Raw genomic sequence first — 24746 nt, forward strand, 5'->3', positions numbered from 1 at the left:
CCATTTAAGGTGTCATTAGTCAATACATTGATCCCTGTATCTCCTCCGTCTTTTCCATTGATTGGACCGGCAACCACATCGTCAATTGCATCGATTATCGCTTTTCCAACGGTTACTGTTACCGTAGCGGTATCACAATTGCTTGGGTTTAGTTTTTCACAAATCGTGTATTGTATCGTGTACTCTCCTGCTGGTGTTCCTGCAGCAACACTTACGCTTCCGTCGGTGTTTACGCTTAAGGCGGTAGTCGCTGTCGATGTTATTACTACATCTGCTGGAACTACTTTTACTCCATTTAAGGTATCATTAGTCAATACATTGATCCCTGCGTCTCCTCCGTCTTTTCCATTGATTGGACCGGCAACCACATCGTCAATTGCATCGATTATCGCTTTTCCAACGGTTACTGTTACCGTAGCGGTATCGCAATTGCTTGGGTTTAGTTTTTCACAAATCGTGTATTGTATCGTGTACTCTCCTGCTGGTGTTCCTGCAGCAACACTTACGCTTCCGTCGGTGTTTACGCTTAAGGCGGTAGTCGCTGTCGATGTTATTACTACATCTGCTGGAACTACTTTTACTCCATTTAAGGTGTCATTAGTCAATACATTGATCCCTGCATCTCCTCCGTCTTTTCCATTGATTGGACCGGCAACCACATCGTCAATTGCATCGATTATCGCTTTTCCAACGGTTACTGTTACCGTAGCGGTATCGCAATTGCTTGGGTTTAGTTTTTCACAAATCGTGTATTGTATCGTGTACTCTCCTGCTGGTGTTCCTGCAGCAACACTTACGCTTCCGTCGGTGTTTACGCTTAAGGCGGTAGTCGCTGTCGATGTTATTACTACATCTGCTGGAACTACTTTTACTCCATTTAAGGTGTCATTAGTCAATACATTGATCCCTGTATCTCCTCCGTCTTTTCCATTGATTGGACCGGCAACCACATCGTCAATTGCATCGATTATCGCTTTTCCAACGGTTACTGTTACCGTAGCGGTATCACAATTGCTTGGGTTTAGTTTTTCACAAATCGTGTATTGTATCGTGTACTCTCCTGCTGGTGTTCCTGCAGCAACACTTACGCTTCCGTCGGTGTTTACGCTTAAGGCGGTAGTCGCTGTCGATGTTATTACTACATCTGCTGGAACTACTTTTACTCCATTTAAGGTATCATTAGTCAATACATTGATCCCTGCGTCTCCTCCGTCTTTTCCATTGATTGGACCGGCAACCACATCGTCAATTGCATCGATTATCGCTTTTCCAACGGTTACTGTTACCGTAGCGGTATCGCAATTGCTTGGGTTTAGTTTTTCACAAATCGTGTATTGTATCGTGTACTCTCCTGCTGGTGTTCCTGCAGCAACACTTACGCTTCCGTCGGTGTTTACGCTTAAGGCGGTAGTCGCTGTCGATGTTATTACTACATCTGCTGGAACTACTTTTACTCCATTTAAGGTGTCATTAGTCAATACATTGATTCCTGCGTCTCCTCCGTCTTTTCCATTGATTGGACCGGCAACCACATCGTCAATTGCATCGATTATCGCTTTTCCAACGGTTACTGTTACCGTAGCGGTATCACAATTGCTTGGGTTTAGTTTTTCACAAATCGTGTATTGTATCGTGTACTCTCCTGCTGGTGTTCCTGCAGCAACACTTACGCTTCCGTCGGTGTTTACGCTTAAGGCGGTAGTCGCTGTCGATGTTATTACTACATCTGCTGGAACTACTTTTACTCCATTTAAGGTGTCATTAGTCAATACATTGATCCCTGCGTCTCCTCCGTCTTTTCCATTGATTGGACCGGCAACCACATCGTCAATTGCATCGATTATCGCTTTTCCAACGGTTACTGTTACCGTAGCGGTATCACAATTGCTTGGGTTTAGTTTTTCACAAATCGTGTATTGTATCGTGTACTCTCCTGCTGGTGTTCCTGCAGCAACACTTACGCTTCCGTCGGTGTTTACGCTTAAGGCGGTAGTCGCTGTCGATGTTATTACTACATCTGCTGGAACTACTTTTACTCCATTTAAGGTGTCATTAGTCAATACATTGATTCCTGCGTCTCCTCCGTCTTTTCCATTGATTGGACCGGCAACCACATCGTCAATTGCATCGATTATCGCTTTTCCAACGGTTACTGTTACCGTAGCGGTATCACAATTGCTTGGGTTTAGTTTTTCACAAATCGTGTATTGTATCGTGTACTCTCCTGCTGGTGTTCCTGCAGCAACACTTACGCTTCCGTCGGTGTTTACGCTTAAGGCGGTAGTCGCTGTCGATGTTATTACTACATCTGCTGGAACTACTTTTACTCCATTTAAGGTGTCATTATCCAATACATTGATCCCTGCATCTCCTCCGTCTTTTCCATTGATTGGACCGGCAACCACATCGTCAATTGCATCGATTATCGCTTTTCCAACGGTTACTGTTACCGTAGCGGTATCACAATTGCTTGGGTTTAGTTTTTCACAAATCGTGTATTGTATCGTGTACTCTCCTGCTGGTGTTCCTGCAGCAACACTTACGCTTCCGTCGGTGTTTACGCTTAAGGCGGTAGTCGCTGTCGATGTTATTACTACATCTGCTGGAACTACTTTTACTCCATTTAAGGTATCATTATCCAATACATTGATCCCTGCATCTCCTCCGTCTTTTCCATTGATTGGACCGGCAACCACATCGTCAATTGCATCGATTATCGCTTTTCCAACGGTTACTGTTACCGTAGCGGTATCACAATTGCTTGGGTTTAGTTTTTCACAAATCGTGTATTGTATCGTGTACTCTCCTGCTGGTGTTCCTGCAGCAACACTCACGCTTCCGTCGGTGTTTACGCTTAAGGCGGTAGTCGCTGTCGATGTTATTACTACATCTGCTGGAACTACTTTTACTCCATTTAAGGTGTCATTAGTCAATACATTGATCCCTGTATCTCCTCCGTCTTTTCCATTGATTGGACCGGCAACCACATCGTCAATTGCATCGATTATCGCTTTTCCAACGGTTACTGTTACCGTAGCGGTATCGCAATTGCTTGGGTTTAGTTTTTCACAAATCGTGTATTGTATCGTGTACTCTCCTGCTGGTGTTCCTGCAGCAACACTCACGCTTCCGTCGGTGTTTACGCTTAAGGCGGTAGTCGCTGTCGATGTAATTACTACATCTGCTGGAACTACTTTTACTCCATTTAAGGTGTCATTAGTCAATACATTGATCCCTGCGTCTCCTCCGTCTTTTCCATTGATTGGACCGGCAACCACATCGTCAATTGCATCGATTATCGCTTTTCCAACGGTTACTGTTACCGTAGCGGTATCGCAATTGCTTGGGTTTAGTTTTTCACAAATCGTGTATTGTATCGTGTACTCTCCTGCTGGTGTTCCTGCAGCAACACTTACGCTTCCGTCGGTGTTTACGCTTAAGGCGGTAGTCGCTGTCGATGTTATTACTACATCTGCTGGAACTACTTTTACTCCATTTAAGGTATCATTAGTCAATACATTGATTCCTGCGTCTCCTCCGTCTTTTCCATTGATTGGACCGGCAACCACATCGTCAATTGCATCGATTATCGCTTTTCCAACGGTTACTGTTACCGTAGCGGTATCACAATTGCTTGGGTTTAGTTTTTCACAAATCGTGTATTGTATCGTGTACTCTCCTGCTGGTGTTCCTGCAGCAACACTTACGCTTCCGTCGGTGTTTACGCTTAAGGCGGTAGTCGCTGTCGATGTTATTACTACATCTGCTGGAACTACTTTTACTCCATTTAAGGTGTCATTAGTCAATACATTGATCCCTGTATCTCCTCCGTCTTTTCCATTGATTGGACCGGCAACCACATCGTCAATTGCATCGATTATCGCTTTTCCAACGGTTACTGTTACCGTAGCGGTATCGCAATTGCTTGGGTTTAGTTTTTCACAAATCGTGTATTGTATCGTGTACTCTCCTGCTGGTGTTCCTGCAGCAACACTCACGCTTCCGTCGGTGTTTACGCTTAAGGCGGTAGTCGCTGTCGATGTTATTACTACATCTGCTGGAACTACTTTTACTCCATTTAAGGTGTCATTAGTCAATACATTGATCCCTGCGTCTCCTCCGTCTTTTCCATTGATTGGACCGGCAACCACATCGTCAATTGCATCGATTATCGCTTTTCCAACGGTTACTGTTACCGTAGCGGTATCGCAATTGCTTGGGTTTAGTTTTTCACAAATCGTGTATTGTATCGTGTACTCTCCTGCTGGTGTTCCTGCAGCAACACTTACGCTTCCGTCGGTGTTTACGCTTAAGGCGGTAGTCGCTGTCGATGTTATTACTACATCTGCTGGAACTACTTTTACTCCATTTAAGGTATCATTAGTCAATACATTGATTCCTGCGTCTCCTCCGTCTTTTCCATTGATTGGACCGGCAACCACATCGTCAATTGCATCGATTATCGCTTTTCCAACGGTTACTGTTACCGTAGCGGTATCACAATTGCTTGGGTTTAGTTTTTCACAAATCGTGTATTGTATCGTGTACTCTCCTGCTGGTGTTCCTGCAGCAACACTTACGCTTCCGTCGGTGTTTACGCTTAAGGCGGTAGTCGCTGTCGATGTTATTACTACATCTGCTGGAACTACTTTTACTCCATTTAAGGTGTCATTAGTCAATACATTGATCCCTGCATCTCCTCCGTCTTTTCCATTGATTGGACCGGCAACCACATCGTCAATTGCATCGATTATCGCTTTTCCAACGGTTACTGTTACCGTAGCGGTATCACAATTGCTTGGGTTTAGTTTTTCACAAATCGTGTATTGTATCGTGTACTCTCCTGCTGGTGTTCCTGCAGCAACACTCACGCTTCCGTCGGTGTTTACGCTTAAGGCGGTAGTCGCTGTCGATGTTATTACTACATCTGCTGGAACTACTTTTACTCCATTTAAGGTGTCATTAGTCAATACATTGATCCCTGCATCTCCTCCGTCTTTTCCATTGATTGGACCGGCAACCACATCGTCAATTGCATCGATTATCGCTTTTCCAACGGTTACTGTTACCGTAGCGGTATCGCAATTGCTTGGGTTTAGTTTTTCACAAATCGTGTATTGTATCGTGTACTCTCCTGCTGGTGTTCCTGCAGCAACACTTACGCTTCCGTCGGTGTTTACGCTTAAGGCGGTAGTCGCTGTCGATGTTATTACTACATCTGCTGGAACTACTTTTACTCCATTTAAGGTGTCATTAGTCAATACATTGATCCCTGTATCTCCTCCGTCTTTTCCATTGATTGGACCGGCAACCACATCGTCAATTGCATCGATTATCGCTTTTCCAACGGTTACTGTTACCGTAGCGGTATCACAATTGCTTGGGTTTAGTTTTTCACAAATCGTGTATTGTATCGTGTACTCTCCTGCTGGTGTTCCTGCAGCAACACTTACGCTTCCGTCGGTGTTTACGCTTAAGGCGGTAGTCGCTGTCGATGTTATTACTACATCTGCTGGAACTACTTTTACTCCATTTAAGGTATCATTAGTCAATACATTGATCCCTGCGTCTCCTCCGTCTTTTCCATTGATTGGACCGGCAACCACATCGTCAATTGCATCGATTATCGCTTTTCCAACGGTTACTGTTACCGTAGCGGTATCGCAATTGCTTGGGTTTAGTTTTTCACAAATCGTGTATTGTATCGTGTACTCTCCTGCTGGTGTTCCTGCAGCAACACTTACGCTTCCGTCGGTGTTTACGCTTAAGGCGGTAGTCGCTGTCGATGTTATTACTACATCTGCTGGAACTACTTTTACTCCATTTAAGGTGTCATTAGTCAATACATTGATTCCTGCGTCTCCTCCGTCTTTTCCATTGATTGGACCGGCAACCACATCGTCAATTGCATCGATTATCGCTTTTCCAACGGTTACTGTTACCGTAGCGGTATCACAATTGCTTGGGTTTAGTTTTTCACAAATCGTGTATTGTATCGTGTACTCTCCTGCTGGTGTTCCTGCAGCAACACTTACGCTTCCGTCGGTGTTTACGCTTAAGGCGGTAGTCGCTGTCGATGTTATTACTACATCTGCTGGAACTACTTTTACTCCATTTAAGGTATCATTAGTCAATACATTGATCCCTGCATCTCCTCCGTCTTTTCCATTGATTGGACCGGCAACCACATCGTCAATTGCATCGATTATCGCTTTTCCAACGGTTACTGTTACCGTAGCGGTATCACAATTGCTTGGGTTTAGTTTTTCACAAATCGTGTATTGTATCGTGTACTCTCCTGCTGGTGTTCCTGCAGCAACACTTACGCTTCCGTCGGTGTTTACGCTTAAGGCGGTAGTCGCTGTCGATGTTATTACTACATCTGCTGGAACTACTTTTACTCCATTTAAGGTGTCATTAGTCAATACATTGATTCCTGCGTCTCCTCCGTCTTTTCCATTGATTGGACCGGCAACCACATCGTCAATTGCATCGATTATCGCTTTTCCAACGGTTACTGTTACCGTAGCGGTATCACAATTGCTTGGGTTTAGTTTTTCACAAATCGTGTATTGTATCGTGTACTCTCCTGCTGGTGTTCCTGCAGCAACACTTACGCTTCCGTCGGTGTTTACGCTTAAGGCGGTAGTCGCTGTCGATGTTATTACTACATCTGCTGGAACTACTTTTACTCCATTTAAGGTGTCATTATCCAATACATTGATCCCTGCATCTCCTCCGTCTTTTCCATTGATTGGACCGGCAACCACATCGTCAATTGCATCGATTATCGCTTTTCCAACGGTTACTGTTACCGTAGCGGTATCACAATTGCTTGGGTTTAGTTTTTCACAAATCGTGTATTGTATCGTGTACTCTCCTGCTGGTGTTCCTGCAGCAACACTTACGCTTCCGTCGGTGTTTACGCTTAAGGCGGTAGTCGCTGTCGATGTTATTACTACATCTGCTGGAACTACTTTTACTCCATTTAAGGTGTCATTATCCAATACATTGATTCCTGCATCTCCTCCGTCTTTTCCATTGATTGGACCGGCAACCACATCGTCAATTGCATCGATTATCGCTTTTCCAACGGTTACTGTTACCGTAGCGGTATCACAATTGCTTGGGTTTAGTTTTTCACAAATCGTGTATTGTATCGTGTACTCTCCTGCTGGTGTTCCTGCAGCAACACTTACGCTTCCGTCGGTGTTTACGCTTAAGGCGGTAGTCGCTGTCGATGTTATTACTACATCTGCTGGAACTACTTTTACTCCATTTAAGGTATCATTAGTCAATACATTGATCCCTGCGTCTCCTCCGTCTTTTCCATTGATTGGACCGGCAACCACATCGTCAATTGCATCGATTATCGCTTTTCCAACGGTTACTGTTACCGTAGCGGTATCACAATTGCTTGGGTTTAGTTTTTCACAAATCGTGTATTGTATCGTGTACTCTCCTGCTGGTGTTCCTGCAGCAACACTTACGCTTCCGTCGGTGTTTACGCTTAAGGCGGTAGTCGCTGTCGATGTTATTACTACATCTGCTGGAACTACTTTTACTCCATTTAAGGTGTCATTAGTCAATACATTGATCCCTGCATCTCCTCCGTCTTTTCCATTGATTGGACCGGCAACCACATCGTCAATTGCATCGATTATCGCTTTTCCAACGGTTACTGTTACCGTAGCGGTATCACAATTGCTTGGGTTTAGTTTTTCACAAATCGTGTATTGTATCGTGTACTCTCCTGCTGGTGTTCCTGCAGCAACACTTACGCTTCCGTCGGTGTTTACGCTTAAGGCGGTAGTCGCTGTCGATGTTATTACTACATCTGCTGGAACTACTTTTACTCCATTTAAGGTGTCATTATCCAATACATTGATCCCTGCATCTCCTCCGTCTTTTCCATTGATTGGACCGGCAACCACATCGTCAATTGCATCGATTATCGCTTTTCCAACGGTTACTGTTACCGTAGCGGTATCACAATTGCTTGGGTTTAGTTTTTCACAAATCGTGTATTGTATCGTGTACTCTCCTGCTGGTGTTCCTGCAGCAACACTTACGCTTCCGTCGGTGTTTACGCTTAAGGCGGTAGTCGCTGTCGATGTTATTACTACATCTGCTGGAACTACTTTTACTCCATTTAAGGTGTCATTAGTCAATACATTGATCCCTGCATCTCCTCCGTCTTTTCCATTGATTGGACCGGCAACCACATCGTCAATTGCATCGATTATCGCTTTTCCAACGGTTACTGTTACCGTAGCGGTATCACAATTGCTTGGGTTTAGTTTTTCACAAATCGTGTATTGTATCGTGTACTCTCCTGCTGGTGTTCCTGCAGCAACACTCACGCTTCCGTCGGTGTTTACGCTTAAGGCGGTAGTCGCTGTCGATGTAATTACTACATCTGCTGGAACTACTTTTACTCCATTTAAGGTGTCATTAGTCAATACATTGATCCCTGCGTCTCCTCCGTCTTTTCCATTGATTGGACCGGCAACCACATCGTCAATTGCATCGATTATCGCTTTTCCAACGGTTACTGTTACCGTAGCGGTATCGCAATTGCTTGGGTTTAGTTTTTCACAGATTTGGTAAACTAAACTGTAGTTTCCTGCTGGTGTTCCTGCTGCTACAACTACATTAGTTCCTGATAAGGTAATTCCTGTATTGGTTGCTGATACAAATGTTGTAGTCACTTTAGTTGGATCAACCAAAGATCCGTTTAAGGTATCGTTAGAAAGTACATTTGTTAATGATGTTCCGCCTATGAAGCCGTTTACACTTGCTCCTGCATCATCAATTGCATCGATTATCGCTTTAGTTACTGTTACCGTTACTGTAGCTTGATCACAATTCGTTGGGTTTAATTTCTCACAGATTTGGTAAACTAAACTGTAGTTTCCTGCTGGTGTTCCTGCTGCTACAACTACATTAGTTCCTGATAAGGTGATTCCTGTATTGGTTGCTGATACAAATGTTGTAGTCACTTTAGTTGGATCAACCAAAGATCCGTTTAAGGTATCGTTAGAAAGTACATTTGTTAATGATGTTCCGCCTATGAAGCCGTTTACACTTGCTCCTGCATCATCAATTGCATCGATTATCGCTTTAGTTACTGTTACCGTTACTGTAGCTTGATCACAATTCGTTGGATTTAATTTCTCACAGATTTGGTAAACTAAACTATAGTTCCCTGCTGGTGTTCCTGCTGCTACAACTACATTAGTTCCTGATAAGGTAATTCCTGTATTGGTTGCTGATACAAATGTTGTAGTCACTTTAGTTGGATCAACCAAAGATCCGTTTAAGGTATCGTTAGAAAGTACATTTGTTAATGATGTTCCGCCTATGAAGCCGTTTACACTTGCTCCTGCATCATCAATTGCATCGATTATCGCTTTAGTTACTGTTACCGTTACTGTAGCTTGATCACAATTCGTTGGGTTTAATTTCTCACAGATTTGGTAAACTAAACTGTAGTTCCCTGCTGGTGTTCCTGCTGCTACAACTACATTAGTTCCTGATAAGGTGATTCCTGTATTGGTTGCTGATACAAATGTTGTAGTCACTTTAGTTGGATCAACCAAAGATCCGTTTAAGGTATCGTTAGAAAGTACATTTGTTAATGATGTTCCGCCTATGAAGCCGTTTACACTTGCTCCTGCATCATCAATTGCATCGATTATCGCTTTAGTTACTGTTACCGTTACTGTAGCTTGATCACAATTCGTTGGATTTAATTTCTCACAGATTTGGTAAACTAAACTATAGTTCCCTGCTGGTGTTCCTGCTGCTACAACTACATTAGTTCCTGATAAGGTGATTCCTGTATTGGTTGCTGATACAAATGTTGTAGTCACTTTAGTTGGATCAACCAAAGATCCGTTTAAGGTATCGTTAGAAAGTACATTTGTTAATGATGTTCCGCCTATGAAGCCGTTTACACTTGCTCCTGCATCATCAATTGCATCGATTATCGCTTTAGTTACTGTTACCGTTACTGTAGCTTGATCACAATTCGTTGGATTTAATTTCTCACAGATTTGGTAAACTAAACTGTAGTTCCCTGCTGGTGTTCCTGCTGCTACAACTACATTAGTTCCTGATAAGGTGATTCCTGTATTGGTTGCTGATACAAATGTTGTAGTCACTTTAGTTGGATCAACCAAAGATCCGTTTAAGGTATCGTTAGAAAGTACATTTGTTAATGATGTTCCGCCTATGAAGCCGTTTACACTTGCTCCTGCATCATCAATTGCATCGATTATCGCTTTAGTTACTGTTACCGTTACTGTAGCTTGATCACAATTCGTTGGATTTAATTTCTCACAGATTTGGTAAACTAAACTGTAGTTCCCTGCTGGTGTTCCTGCTGCTACAACTACATTAGTTCCTGATAAGGTGATTCCTGTATTGGTTGCTGATACAAATGTTGTAGTCACTTTAGTTGGATCAACCAAAGATCCGTTTAAGGTATCGTTAGAAAGTACATTCGTTAATGATGTTCCGCCTATGAAGCCGTTTACACTTGCTCCTGCATCATCAATTGCATCGATAACTGCTTTAGTTACTGTTACCGTTACTGTAGCTTGATCACAATTCGTTGGGTTTAATTTCTCACAGATTTGGTAAACTAAACTGTAGTTTCCTGCTGGTGTTCCTGCTGCTACAACTACATTAGTTCCTGATAAGGTAATTCCTGTATTGGTTGCTGATACAAATGTTGTAGTCACTTTAGTTGGATCAACCAAAGATCCGTTTAAGGTATCGTTAGAAAGTACATTTGTTAATGATGTTCCGCCTATGAAGCCGTTTACACTTGCTCCTGCATCATCAATTGCATCGATTATCGCTTTAGTTACTGTTACCGTTACTGTAGCTTGATCACAATTCGTTGGGTTTAATTTCTCACAGATTTGGTAAACTAAACTGTAGTTCCCTGCTGGTGTTCCTGCTGCTACAACTACATTAGTTCCTGATAAGGTGATTCCTGTATTGGTTGCTGATACAAATGTTGTAGTCACTTTAGTTGGATCAACCAAAGCTCCGTTTAAGGTATCGTTAGAAAGTACATTCGTTAATGATGTTCCGCCTATGAAGCCGTTTACACTTGCTCCTGCATCATCAATTGCATCGATAACTGCTTTAGTTACTGTTACCGTTACTGTAGCTTGATCACAATTCGTTGGATTTAATTTCTCACAGATTTGGTAAACTAAACTGTAGTTCCCTGCTGGTGTTCCTGCTGCTACAACTACATTAGTTCCTGATAAGGTGATTCCTGTATTGGTTGCTGATACAAATGTTGTAGTCACTTTAGTTGGATCAACCAAAGATCCGTTTAAGGTATCGTTAGAAAGTACATTCGTTAATGATGTTCCGCCTATGAAGCCGTTTACACTTGCTCCTGCATCATCAATTGCATCGATAACTGCTTTAGTTACTGTTACCGTTACTGTAGCTTGATCACAATTCGTTGGATTTAATTTCTCACAGATTTGGTAAACTAAACTGTAGTTCCCTGCTGGTGTTCCTGCTGCTACAACTACATTAGTTCCTGATAAGGTAATTCCTGTATTGGTTGCTGATACAAATGTTGTAGTCACTTTAGTTGGATCAACCAAAGATCCGTTTAAGGTATCGTTAGAAAGTACATTTGTTAATGATGTTCCGCCTATGAAGCCGTTTACACTTGCTCCTGCATCATCAATTGCATCGATTATCGCTTTAGTTACTGTTACCGTTACTGTAGCTTGATCACAATTCGTTGGGTTTAATTTCTCACAGATTTGGTAAACTAAACTGTAGTTTCCTGCTGGTGTTCCTGCTGCTACAACTACATTAGTTCCTGATAAGGTGATTCCTGTATTGGTTGCTGATACAAATGTTGTAGTCACTTTAGTTGGATCAACCAAAGATCCGTTTAAGGTATCGTTAGAAAGTACATTTGTTAATGATGTTCCGCCTATGAAGCCGTTTACACTTGCTCCTGCATCATCAATTGCATCGATTATCGCTTTAGTTACTGTTACCGTTACTGTAGCTTGATCACAATTCGTTGGATTTAATTTCTCACAGATTTGGTAAACTAAACTATAGTTCCCTGCTGGTGTTCCTGCTGCTACAACTACATTAGTTCCTGATAAGGTAATTCCTGTATTGGTTGCTGATACAAATGTTGTAGTCACTTTAGTTGGATCAACCAAAGATCCGTTTAAGGTATCGTTAGAAAGTACATTTGTTAATGATGTTCCGCCTATGAAGCCGTTTACACTTGCTCCTGCATCATCAATTGCATCGATTATCGCTTTAGTTACTGTTACCGTTACTGTAGCTTGATCACAATTCGTTGGGTTTAATTTCTCACAGATTTGGTAAACTAAACTATAGTTCCCTGCTGGTGTTCCTGCTGCTACAACTACATTAGTTCCTGATAAGGTGATTCCTGTATTGGTTGCTGATACAAATGTTGTAGTCACTTTAGTTGGATCAACCAAAGATCCGTTTAAGGTATCGTTAGAAAGTACATTTGTTAATGATGTTCCGCCTATGAAGCCGTTTACACTTGCTCCTGCATCATCAATTGCATCGATTATCGCTTTAGTTACTGTTACCGTTACTGTAGCTTGATCACAATTCGTTGGATTTAATTTCTCACAGATTTGGTAAACTAAACTGTAGTTCCCTGCTGGTGTTCCTGCTGCTACAACTACATTAGTTCCTGATAAGGTGATTCCTGCGTTAGTTGAAGATACAAATGTTGTAGTCACTTTAGTTGGATCAACCAAAGATCCGTTTAAGGTATCGTTAGAAAGTACATTTGTTAATGATGTTCCGCCTATGAAGCCGTTTACACTTGCTCCTGCATCATCAATTGCATCGATAACTGCTTTAGTTACTGTTACCGTTACTGTAGCTTGATCACAATTCGTTGGGTTTAATTTCTCACAGATTTGGTAAACTAAACTGTAGTTTCCTGCTGGTGTTCCTGCTGCTACAACTACATTAGTTCCTGATAAGGTGATTCCTGTATTGGTTGCTGATACAAATGTTGTAGTCACTTTAGTTGGATCAACTAAAGATCCGTTTAAGGTATCGTTAGAAAGTACATTCGTTAATGATGTTCCGCCTACAAATCCGTTTATGTTTGTTCCTGCATCATCAATTGCATCGATTATCGCTTTAGTTACTGTTACCGTTACTGTAGCTTGATCACAATTCGTTGGATTTAATTTCTCACAGATTTGGTAAACTAAACTGTAGTTTCCTGCTGGTGTTCCTGCTGCTACAACAACATTAGTTCCTGATAAGGTGATTCCTGTATTGGTTGCTGATACAAATGTTGTAGTCACTTTAGTTGGATCAACCAAAGATCCGTTTAAGGTATCGTTAGAAAGTACATTCGTTAATGATGTTCCTCCTACAAATCCGTTTATGTTTGCTCCTGCATCATCAATTGCATCGATAACTGCTTTAGTTACTGTTACCGTTACTGTAGCTTGATCACAATTCGTTGGATTTAATTTCTCACAGATTTGGTAAACTAAACTGTAGTTCCCTGCTGGTGTTCCTGCTGCTACAACTACATTAGTTCCTGATAAGGTGATTCCTGTATTGGTTGCTGATACAAATGTTGTAGTCACTTTAGTTGGATCAACCAAAGATCCGTTTAAGGTATCGTTAGAAAGTACATTCGTTAATGATGTTCCGCCTACAAATCCGTTTATGTTTGTTCCTGCATCATCAATTGCATCGATTATCGCTTTAGTTACTGTTACCGTTACTGTAGCTTGATCACAATTCGTTGGATTTAATTTCTCACAGATTTGGTAAACTAAACTGTAGTTTCCTGCTGGTGTTCCTGCTGCTACAACTACATTAGTTCCTGATAAGGTGATTCCTGTATTGGTTGCTGATACAAATGTTGTAGTCACTTTAGTTGGATCAACCAAAGATCCGTTTAAGGTATCGTTAGAAAGTACATTCGTTAATGATGTCCCTCCTACAAATCCGTTTACTGAACTTCCTGTATCATTAATCGCGTCAATCACAGCTGCAGAAACAGGTACACTTACTGTAGCTGGGTCACAATTTGTTGGATTCAATACCTCACAAATTTTGTAAACCAAACTGTAGTTCCCTGCTGGCGTTCCAGCTGCTACCAATACATTTGTTCCTGATAAGGTGATTCCTGCGTTAGTTGAAGATACGAAAGTCGTATTCACTTTAGAACCAACAACCGCTACTCCATTTAAAGTGTCATTGGACAAGACATTAGTGAATGAAGTTCCACCTACAAATCCGTTTACTGAACTTCCTGTATCATTAATCGCGTCAATCACAGCTGCAGAAACAGGTACAGTTACTGTAGCTGGGTCACAATTTGTTGGATTCAATACCTCACAAATTTTGTAAACCAAACTGTAGTTTCCTGCTGGCGTTCCAGCTGCTACCAATACATTTGTTCCTGATAAAGTGATTCCTGCGTTAGTTGAAGATACGAAAGTCGTATACACTTTAGTTGGATCAACTAATGCTCCATTTAATTTATCGTTAGAAAGTACATTCGTAAATGATGTCCCTCCCACAAATCCGTTTACACTTGCTCCTGCATCATCAATCGCGTCGATTGTTGTATTTATCGGTACAGGTGTAGATGTAGAAGTATTATTATATGGATTCGGATCTATATTGTCAGTCGTAATTGTTGCTGTGTTAGCATAATTCCCTGTAAGGTTAACAGTGGCAACTATTGTTAACGTTTCCGTTTTATTTTTGTTTAAAGTTCCTATAGTCCAAGTAGATGACGACGAAATAGTCCCAGCTGAAGGAGTTGCACTAATTAGCGTATAACCAGATGGGATAACATCACTAACAACTACATTTGAAGCATTATTAACTGTACTTAAATTTTGTGCAGTTATTGTAAAAGTGATAGTACCTCCTTTATACGGAGTCTCATTACTTGCTACTTTTATAACAGCAATATCAGTAGTACATAAGTCAACATTAACAGGAGGAGATTCAACAACTTCTCCACAAGATAATGTGGCTGCAACAGTATAAGCTCCAATTTGTGATGCTGTGTATGTATTTGATGTTGCTCCAGATATAGCTACCCCATTCAAATACCATTGATATGGTCCAAAACCAGCATCAGCAGTTAAGAGTGCTTCACCATTTGAACAACCATTTTTTGTTTTGTATGTTACCGTTGGCGTATTAGGTTGTTCCACAAAGTTTGAAAAGAATGCGGACATTGAAAATCCACCACCTTGCTGAATTAGCGAAACAACAATTCTACTAGTTGATGATATCGTTATTTTATTGGGCGTATTAATTTGAGCACTGGTGAAATCAATAAGATACCAACCAGTATTTCCTAACTGTCTTCTAGCACCAACTGCTGCTGTCTCTATATTACTACCGTTTAAATTAACCGGAGCTGTAGCACTTTGAATTAAAACATATCCAAAATAAGTTAAATCAGTATCGTCGTATTTTTTAAACTTTGATGTTTCAACAAAGTAAGAACCTCCACAGGCAGATGTTGGAGAAATGGCACTAATATCCACTTCACATAATTGAGCTGATCCAGTGAATACGGCTACTTTTTTATCACTAAGGATACGATTCGCTGAATAGGGAGTAGAACCATCACCATTATAAAAAGTATAAAAATCTCCTGCATTAACTAAGGTTATATTGCTGGAGCTAATAAAACTTCCACTAAGAGCATATTTGCTTATTGTAACAACGGTATTAGCTTCACTCGCTACAATAGTTGATTGCTCTGATGTAACTGGAATCCCATTAGTTGTATTAGAACCTTGGGTTCTTACAAGGAAATATTCCTTACCTAAAACACTTACTGGAGGAATTTGACATAATGTACCATCACCACATGTATCAGGATTATCAAGTATAGCCCCTGTATTCATAACGACACCTGCAGATGTTTCAACCAAAGACCCAATTGCTGCTTTAAATAAATAACTTTGACCCGCTTGCAAAGTGGTTAAAGTAGTACCATTTAACTTTACAACAGTGTTGTTTACAATGGCCATAACACTGTATGTAGGCAATTGATTTTGTATGCTCGTTTCCCATTGAAATGGACCTAATGTCCCATTTCTATAGTACCCGACTCTGAACTTAATACCAATTCCAGGATTACCATAACTTGTCAAAGAAGCATTTCCTTTAATGTATTTATCGGGATTATTCCCATTAACATTAGGAATATTATCCGAAGCTATATTTCTCAAATTAACAAGTGTTGGAGCACTACTTGTAATTATTAATCCAGCATTTGTTAAAACTGTATTTAGACTTAAATAATTTAACCCAACAGGATTTCCTGCAAACCTATATACTGCTGGACTCCCACTAATTGTACTTATAGTAGCAACAGTAGTTCCATCACTCTTTTTAATAGTGACATTAACCGTAGAAGTTGATTGTGTCGAAATTACAAGAGCATTTGCATCCGAATAATAATTCCAAGGAGCAGGTGCAATATAATGCGTAGTGTAAAATTGCGAATATGAATTTATCGAAACCAGAAGACACAAAAGAAAAAACATTATTTTTCTTAAAGTTATTATCTTTAAAGTAGTTTTGTACATAATTTACAGTAGGTATTTCAAATAATAAATTGGGGCGAAATAATAAAATAAAACAACATTTTTTTTCGTACAAAAAAGACAATACAAAATGAAGGAATTTTATTAACAATATTTTGTGCAAAACTAAAAAAATAAAAATAAAAAAAAATTAAATTCCTTTAAATACATATATACCCGATTAAATGTAAATAAAAGCAGGTGTTTGATTACACGCAAAATAGCAATTAATACATGACTCGCCCATTATTAACTTTCTTACAAAAGATCGACCTGAGAATTCCTTAAAATTTAGGCCTTTATAATGCAAATACAACAAAATATTAATAGTTAAAAAGTGAATTTTGTAAGAAAAAAAAAGAGAAAGACCATTTCAATCACTTATATTTCACACTATTCCATCTTAGCTTACCATCATCTGTTAAATTAAAAAATCTAAAATAAAAATTCGGGTCACTATTGCCTTTCATCTCCTAAAACACTAATCTCATATGACTGCTTCCTTAATCATTTGGTAATATTTAAATCAATTCAGAAGTAATTCACTTTATGTATCTTTAAAAAAGCAAATAAAATGATTTAAAAGAATGATAGACTACTCCTCAGCCTCCCATAAAACAATATTAATCACACCTTTAAATTGGGGTTTAGGACACGCATCGAGATGTATCCCTATTATAAAAGCGCTGCAAGAAAACAACTATATCCCAATTATCGCTTCAGATGGTATAGCATTGGATTTATTACGTAAAGAATTTCCATATTTAAAAATGCTTGAGCTACCTTCTTACCAAATAGAATACCCTAAGAATAGCACTTATTTTAAATGGAAGCTTTTTCTTAATTCTCCTAAAATGATGGTAGCTATTTGGAAAGAAAAAAAAATAGTTTCAAAATGGATTGACCAGTACGAAATTGATGGAATTATATCAGATAATCGATTAGGGTGTTATTCAAAAAGAATACCTTCTGTTTACATTACACACCAAATAAATGTATTGACAGGCAAAACAACTTGGATAACTAGTAAACTGCATCAGAAAATAATCAAAAAATATTCAGAATGTTGGATTCCAGATGTAGAAAAAATACCAAATTTAGCAAGTAAATTAAGTCATTTAAAAAAATCAAATCTAAATTTGAAATATATTGGCCCACTTAGCCGAATGATAAAAAAAGAACTTCCCATTAAATATGATTTAATGGTGATCCTTTCTGGTCCTGAACCTCAAAGAAGTTTATTGGAAGAAAAAATAAAAGTCGAACTTAAACGATATAAAGGAGAAGTTATATTCATTAAGGGAATTATTGAAAAGGAACAAACAAAGGAGAAGATTAAAAACATACTCTTTTATAATTTCATGAATAGTCGCCAATTAGAGCAAGCTTTCAATGAAAGTGAGATCATTCTTTGTCGTTCTGGCTACACAACAATTATGGATTTAGTAAAACTTGGAAAGAAAGCTTTTTTTATTCCAACACCAGGACAATACGAACAAGTTTATCTAGCACAAAAATTAAAAGAGGAAGGGCTCGCTCCATTTGCCAATCAAGACGAATTCAAAATCGAAAACTTATTCGAATTAAACAAATATAGCGGACTTCAAACTATTAATAATAAAATAGATTGGGAGAACTTATTTGAAGTTTTTCAATAAAAAAAGCTGACTTTTACATCTAAGATTGATACAAAAGTCAGCTTTCAATTATAAAAATAAATTATTTTTTGTCGTTTAATTTTTCATGCTTAATGGTTTTAGCATTAATCATAAAGTAAACAGACTCAGCAATATTAGTACAATGATCTGCAATTCTTTCAAGATGTTTTAAAGCCATGATAAGATTGGTCCCAGATACAACTGTTTTAGAATTGTTCTTCATTTCACCAATAATATTTTCAATAGCTTCCCCACTTTTATCTTTGATACTATTATTCAAGAAGAATATATCATCAATTTTAGACTCATCCAAAACTTCAAAACATTGATTCGTTTTCAGTATTATCATTTCAACTTCACCAGTAATTTCAGCAATATTAAATTTAGATATTAATTCATGCTTTTCCTTTATACTTTTTGACAACTTAATGATACTCATCGACAAATCACCAATTCGTTCAATCTGATTGCTCATTTGCATTGCAGACATAATAAATCTTAAATCAGAAGCAACTGGTTGTTGTAACGCAAAAACACTTTGACAAATATCATCAATTTTGACATCTAGTTTATCAATTTTACTTTCCGTTTTTTTTACTTCTTTACTTTCAGAACCTGGTTCAGATAGTAATGATTTTACAGCTTCACTCACTTGAGACTCCGCTAAATTTCCAATTTTTATTATGATGCTTTTAAGCTTACCTAATTCTGTTTCTAAGTGTGATGCCATTTTTTAAAGATTTAAAGATTTAAAGTTAAACGATTCTGAAATCAAATCAAAATCAATATTATCCAAATCTTCCTGTTATATAATCTTCTGTTTGCTTAATTGCTGGTTTAGTGAAGATTGTCTTTGTTTTATCATACTCAATCAATTTACCCATATAGAAAAAAGCAGTATTATCACTAACACGACCTGCTTGTTGCATGTTATGGGTAACAATAACTATAGTATATTTATTTTTTAATTCATAAATAAGCTCCTCAATTTTTGAAGTCGAAATTGGATCTAATGCAGACGTAGGTTCATCCATTAACAAAACCGAAGGTTGAATAGCTAAAGCTCTAGCAATACAAAGGCGCTGTTGTTGTCCTCCTGAAAGTTCAAAAGCAGACTTTTTAAGTTTATCTTTCACTTCATCCCAAAGTGCTACTTGCTCAATAGATGTAATTACTCTTTCTTCAATTATTTTTTTATCCGTAATACCATTAACTCGTAATCCATAAGCAACATTTTCAAAAATTGTTTTTGGAAAAGGGTTTGGTTTTTGAAAAACCATTCCAACATTTTTACGCAAATCATCTACGTTTGTTTGTTTTTCATAAATATCAACTCCATCAATAAGAATACTCCCTGTCATATGAGTATTATCAATCAAGTCATTCATTCTATTTAATAGACGTAAATAGGTAGATTTCCCACAACCTGAAGGACCGATTAATGCTGTAACGGTATTTTCCTTCATTGAAATTGTAATGTCGTGCAACGCTTGAAATTCCCCGTAATTAAAATTTACGTTTTTTGATTCTATTTTATGCATGTTAATTCGTTTTTACTTTTTTTCCATAATATTTACGAAGTGCATTCGCTAATAAATTAGAAATTAATACAATTATAATTAAAACAAGTGCTGTACCATATGCCATAGCTCTTGAAGCTTCTATATTAGTTCCACTAGTTGAAATCACATATAAATGATAAGGCAAAGCCATTGCTTGGTCAAAAATTGACGTTGGTAATTTTGGTAAAAAATAGGCTGCTACTGTAAATAAAATTGGAGCAGTTTCTCCAGAAACTCTTCCTATAGATAAAATTAATCCAGTAATAATGTTTGGGAATGCTATAGGAAATACAATCTTACTTGTCGTTTCCCATTTACTTGCCCCTACTCCATAACTCGCTTGTCTAAAAGTATCTTCAACTGCTTTCAATGACTCCTCAGTAGTTCTAATAACAATTGGTAAAACTAACAATCCTAACGTTAATCCACCTGCTAAAATAGAATCCCCAAAACCCATTTTATTTACAAATAATGACATTCCAAAAAGTCCAAAAACGATTGACGGTACACCTGCAAGATTGTTTGTCATTTGTTTGATTATTTTCTTTATCCAGCCATCTTTTACATATTCATTCATATAAATTGCTGCCAAAACACCAACTGGAAAAGCAAATACCATACTTACTAAAACTAAGCAAAGCGTACCAACTATTGCTGGAAAAATTCCGCCTTCTGTCATTCCATTTTTAGGCATTTCAGTAATAAACTCCCAACTGATTACACCAATACCTTTTACCACAATAAAAGCTAATATTACGAATAAAAGAGCAACTATCGCATAACTAGTAACACTAAATATACCAAAAGCAATATTTTGATTTCTTCTTTTCCTCTTTGCTAAACTACTTTGTTGACTCATTTTAATGTTTTTTATGAGATTTTCTATTTGTAACAACCTCTACTAGCATATTTATTATAAAAGTGATAATAAATAAAATACAACCCAAAGCAAATAAAGCCTCATAATGCAAACCACCATTTGGAGCCTCACCTAATTCAGCAGCAATAGTTGCAGGGATAGTACGTACTGGTTCAAGAAGCGTATGAGGAATTACAGCTGCGTTACCTGTAACCATCAAAACAGCCATCGTTTCTCCAATGGCACGACCAATACCTAATATTGCGCCCGCAGTTATTCCCGAAGCGGAATTTGGAATTACAATTTTATAAATGGTTTGCCACTTGCTTGCACCCAAAGCTAAACTCGCTTCTTTCATAGCACGAGGCGTATTGCGCATAGCATCTTCAGAAATAGTAATAATAGTTGGCAAAGCCATAATAGCTAGAACTACACTACCTGCCAGTCCTGTTTCTCCAACAGGTAAATTAAAAGTACTTTGAATTAACGGAACAATGATTACCAACCCAAAAAAACCATAAACAACTGATGGAATCCCTGCAAGTAACTCAATAAGTGGCTTTAGAAGACTACGTGTTCTTTTCTTAGCAATTTCACTTAAGTAAATAGCTGCCGCTAATCCTATAGGCAAAGCCAATAAAATAGCACCAAAACTAACCCACAAAGTACCGTATATTAATGGCTTTACTCCCATTTGTGCTATAGGCTGTGCCGTAGGAAACCACTCTTCCCCTGATAAAAATTCAGAAACTTTAATTTTATCAATATCTAACTCTCTTCCCTTAAAATCTTTTGCTTTATACTTATCAGAAAAAAATGCAATTATACCTGGTGTTTTTGCTATAAGTTCATTGATTTTATCAGGAAAGAATTCAAAGTTTTTCCCTAATTCTTCATCAGTATAATAATCAGTTATATCTCCCGCTCTAAATAAAACAATTGGTTCATTCTTGCCTCCAAGCTGACTCCAATTGGTGATTTTTTGATCATAAATATCTTTTATCTCTGAAGGTTTTAGTTTTTTAACTGGATTATCAACTGACACTGCTAATAAAAATCCATCATCAATGGGTTTTTTACTAAAAACTCCAGCTCCTTCAATAAATAGAAAAAAGACAATCAAAATAACTGTAATACTAGTAGCAGCACTACTTAGCATTAAAATTGTTTCAATAACCTTTTCTTTAATCTGTTTAAAATTTGTTTTCAAATCAGTATATTTTATTTTTAGCAAAACTACGCTAGGTAAACGTCCCTAATGTTTTCACATCATTATCCTTATGTTAACTTAATGTTAAGCGATTGTAATGGCTTTTAAAAGTACAACTCTTTTTTTTAATAAAAAAAGGCCGTCTTAAATAAGACGGCCGTTCTTCATTTATAAATTAACCTTTATTAATTCAATGGTACATAACCTACTTCTGAAACCACTTTTTGTCCTTCAGGTGAAAGTGCAAAATCAACAACAGACTTTACTTTTGCTGCATTAGTTTTATCAAACATATAAAACAATGGTCTAGAAATTGGATATGATTTATCTTTCGCACTTGCTACAGATGGCTCAATAAAAGTTTTACCTTGGTCATAAGAAACAGCCAATTGTTTTACTTCTTTAGTCTCATAAGCTAATCCAATATACCCAATAGCTCCCTTAGTTTGACCAACCGCTTGAACGATAGCCCCAGTAGCTGGTAAACTTAAAATGTTAGTTGCGTAATTTTTCTTCTCCATTACTTCCTCCTTAAAGAACTCATACGTACCAGAAGAAGATTCTCTTGAATAAGCTACAATTTTCGCATCTTCACCACCTACTTCTTTCCAGTTTTTAATTTCACCTGTAAAGATTTTTTCTAATTGCTCACGTGTCAATTGAGAAACTTTGTTAGCTGGATTTACAATAACAGTTAATGCATCATAAGCAATAACCACTTCTTCAATATCTTTTTTTAATTCAGCGAATTTTAATTTCTCTTCTGTTTTCATGTCTCTTGAAGCCATTGCAATATCAGTAGTACCATCAATCAAAGCTGTCAAACCTACACCTGAACCACCACCTACTACAGTAACACTAACATCCGAATTTGATTTCATCAAATCTTCAACTTCTTTTTGAGCTAAAGGTAAAACAGTATCGCTTCCTTTCATCGTAATAGACACACTAGCTGCTTTAGCTTCAGTTCCTTTATCTTCAGTTTTTGCTTTACCGCAACTTAACATCCCTATTAAAGGTAACATTAAAAATAATTTTGTGTTATTTTTCATAATGGTTTTTTTAAATTTTTGACAAATGTACTAACTCTATGTTAAGCTAATATTAAGTCAATATTATCCAATCTTTATATTTTTTACCCTAAAAATACAATTGAAAACTAAAAAACCGCTTAAAAACGGTTCTTTATTAAAATAGCTATATTCCTATCTCCACTTGTACACGAGCATACCAGCTACCAGAAGTATTTCCTGTATAAAACTTTTCATTTTCATACGAAAATTCAGTCTGAATTTTTAATTTGTGATCTAAAATATATTTAGACAAACTGATTGCATACTCATCTACATTAGGACTTATTGTTTCAATATCTGCACCCACTTTTTGAGTAGAATACCTACCCGCTAATGAATATTTAGAAGGAAACACATAACTTAATTGCGTATCAACTCCATGACCTACAAAAACTGCTTGTTTTTTAGTGACATCTAAAGGATTCACAGTAATTGCATTATCCGTCATTCTAGACATATAAGCTGTTGATGCCGTCCATCCATTGTATTTAAACATCGCGTCAAAAAATACTGATTGTAATGTTCTCGCTTCAAATAGATCATTACCTAATTGGCCTTGAGATCTACCTGCATTATTGTTTTGACTAAAAGCCCCTGATAGCATTAATTTTGGCGTTTTCTCTCTCATTAAATCCCCTTCAAAATGAGATCCGTTTTTTGTAAAAGAACCTAGAGGAAACAATTCAACTTTACCTGTTAAGGAAATACCATCATTTAAACTTTTAGTATAATTTCTACCTTCCCCTTTTGTAATAGCTCCTTTTAATGCATACGAAAAGTGATTTGCATCTTCTTTTGAATAATCAAGAAACAAACCAAAATCACGATCTATGTTAAACTTTGAATTGTTAATTGTACGATCTGTAAATTCTAAAGATCCTGATGAAACTACCCTTTGATTGTTTCCTGGTAACTTTGTTTGTCCAAATCCAATTGTCCAATTTTTTGCAGGTTTGTAAAAAAGCACCCCGTCCAGAATTACATTTCCACTATTTCCAGATAATGCCATGTCTCTTGCAGAAAACCCTAGTTCCACCTTATACCCGAACTTAGGATTATACACAAAACCATCTAGTTTTAATCTCATTCTTCTAATTTCTCCCTCAACAACACCCGTTTCTCCTTCACTTTTATGAAACCCTGCTCTACTTTGAATTCTAAAGCCTATATTCACCTGAAACAAACTATCTTTTGCGGTAAACCCTAGTTTTTTACCCGAATTTAGGTATTGTGTAGACTCTGTTTTTTTGTCTGTTATCTTTTTTTCAACTGTACCTTCCTGAGCTGATGCAATAAAAGAAAACACTAGCATGATACTTAATAAAAAATTTTTCATTTTAACAATTTGTTATTTTATTATTATTTTGATGCAAAACTAATGTTAATTATAGCCTTAGATATTAAGAAAAGGTTATCATAATGAAAAGTAATCGTGATATAACTAATAAAAAACAATGAAAATCAGCAATAAAACAACTCCATATAACAAAAAAATCAAGTAAATACAGTGCTTTACAACCTATATTTTAGTTAACATTATATTAACATTGGTAAAAAAACACTTGATTTACCAGTTTTCATTTATAAGTATTTTCTTTAATAAACCTAAAAAACAAAAAAAGTGTGTCGTTTTAAACAACGACACACTTTTTTAAAAGTAATAAAAACCTTGTTAATCTATTGTTTCTATTAATTTGACAAAGGTCAATTTAAACAACACTACGCTTTCTTTTTAAATAAATAG

Annotated in this window: 8 protein-coding genes (1 of these 8 running past the window's edge); 1 reads left to right on the top strand and 7 read right to left on the bottom strand. The window is 37.7% G+C overall.

Annotated features, from left to right (window positions below; genetic code table 11):
• Positions 1-16601: the 5' portion of a gliding motility-associated C-terminal domain-containing protein gene (locus AB3G33_RS02320; protein ID WP_367772320.1), read on the bottom strand. 12211 nt of this gene lie to the left of the window's left edge; 16601 of the gene's 28812 nt are visible here — the first part of the coding sequence; it begins with the start codon at positions 16599-16601; the stop codon falls past the left edge of the window.
• A 626-nt stretch (positions 16602-17227) separates the two neighbouring features.
• Between AB3G33_RS02320 and AB3G33_RS02325 the strand changes: the two genes are divergently transcribed.
• On the top strand, positions 17228-18298 hold the full coding sequence (locus AB3G33_RS02325) for a glycosyltransferase (RefSeq protein ID WP_367772321.1): 1071 nt from the start codon (positions 17228-17230) through the stop codon (positions 18296-18298).
• Positions 18299-18359: 61 nt separating this feature from the next.
• Here AB3G33_RS02325 and phoU read toward each other — a convergent pair whose 3' ends face one another.
• The 6 genes from phoU to AB3G33_RS02355 form a co-directional block, all read right to left on the bottom strand.
• Positions 18360-19028 (bottom strand): phosphate signaling complex protein PhoU, encoded by a 669-nt coding sequence (phoU, locus tag AB3G33_RS02330; protein WP_367755595.1) that lies wholly within the window; start codon positions 19026-19028, stop codon positions 18360-18362.
• A 58-nt stretch (positions 19029-19086) separates the two neighbouring features.
• Positions 19087-19839, bottom strand: a complete 753-nt coding sequence (pstB, locus tag AB3G33_RS02335) for a phosphate ABC transporter ATP-binding protein PstB (RefSeq protein WP_367755597.1) — start codon at positions 19837-19839, stop codon at positions 19087-19089.
• 1 nt (position 19840) lies between these two features.
• Positions 19841-20719: a phosphate ABC transporter permease PstA gene (gene pstA / locus AB3G33_RS02340; protein WP_367772322.1), complete on the bottom strand. Its 879-nt coding sequence runs from the start codon at positions 20717-20719 to the stop codon at positions 19841-19843.
• 1 nt (position 20720) lies between these two features.
• Positions 20721-21929 carry a phosphate ABC transporter permease subunit PstC gene (gene pstC, locus AB3G33_RS02345; protein ID WP_367772323.1) on the bottom strand — a complete coding sequence of 403 codons (1209 nt, stop codon included), beginning with the start codon at positions 21927-21929 and terminating at the stop codon, positions 20721-20723.
• 185 nt (positions 21930-22114) lie between these two features.
• Positions 22115-22981 (bottom strand): PstS family phosphate ABC transporter substrate-binding protein, encoded by an 867-nt coding sequence (locus AB3G33_RS02350; protein ID WP_367755603.1) that lies wholly within the window; start codon positions 22979-22981, stop codon positions 22115-22117.
• Between the two features lie 145 nt (positions 22982-23126).
• Entirely contained in the window at positions 23127-24338 is a 1212-nt protein-coding gene (locus AB3G33_RS02355; protein WP_367772325.1) for a porin, read from the bottom strand.
• Positions 24339-24746 lie beyond the last annotated feature (408 nt).

The sequence above is a fragment of the Flavobacterium sp. WC2421 genome, from assembly GCF_040822115.1.
Taxonomy (GTDB): Bacteria; Bacteroidota; Bacteroidia; order Flavobacteriales; family Flavobacteriaceae; genus Flavobacterium.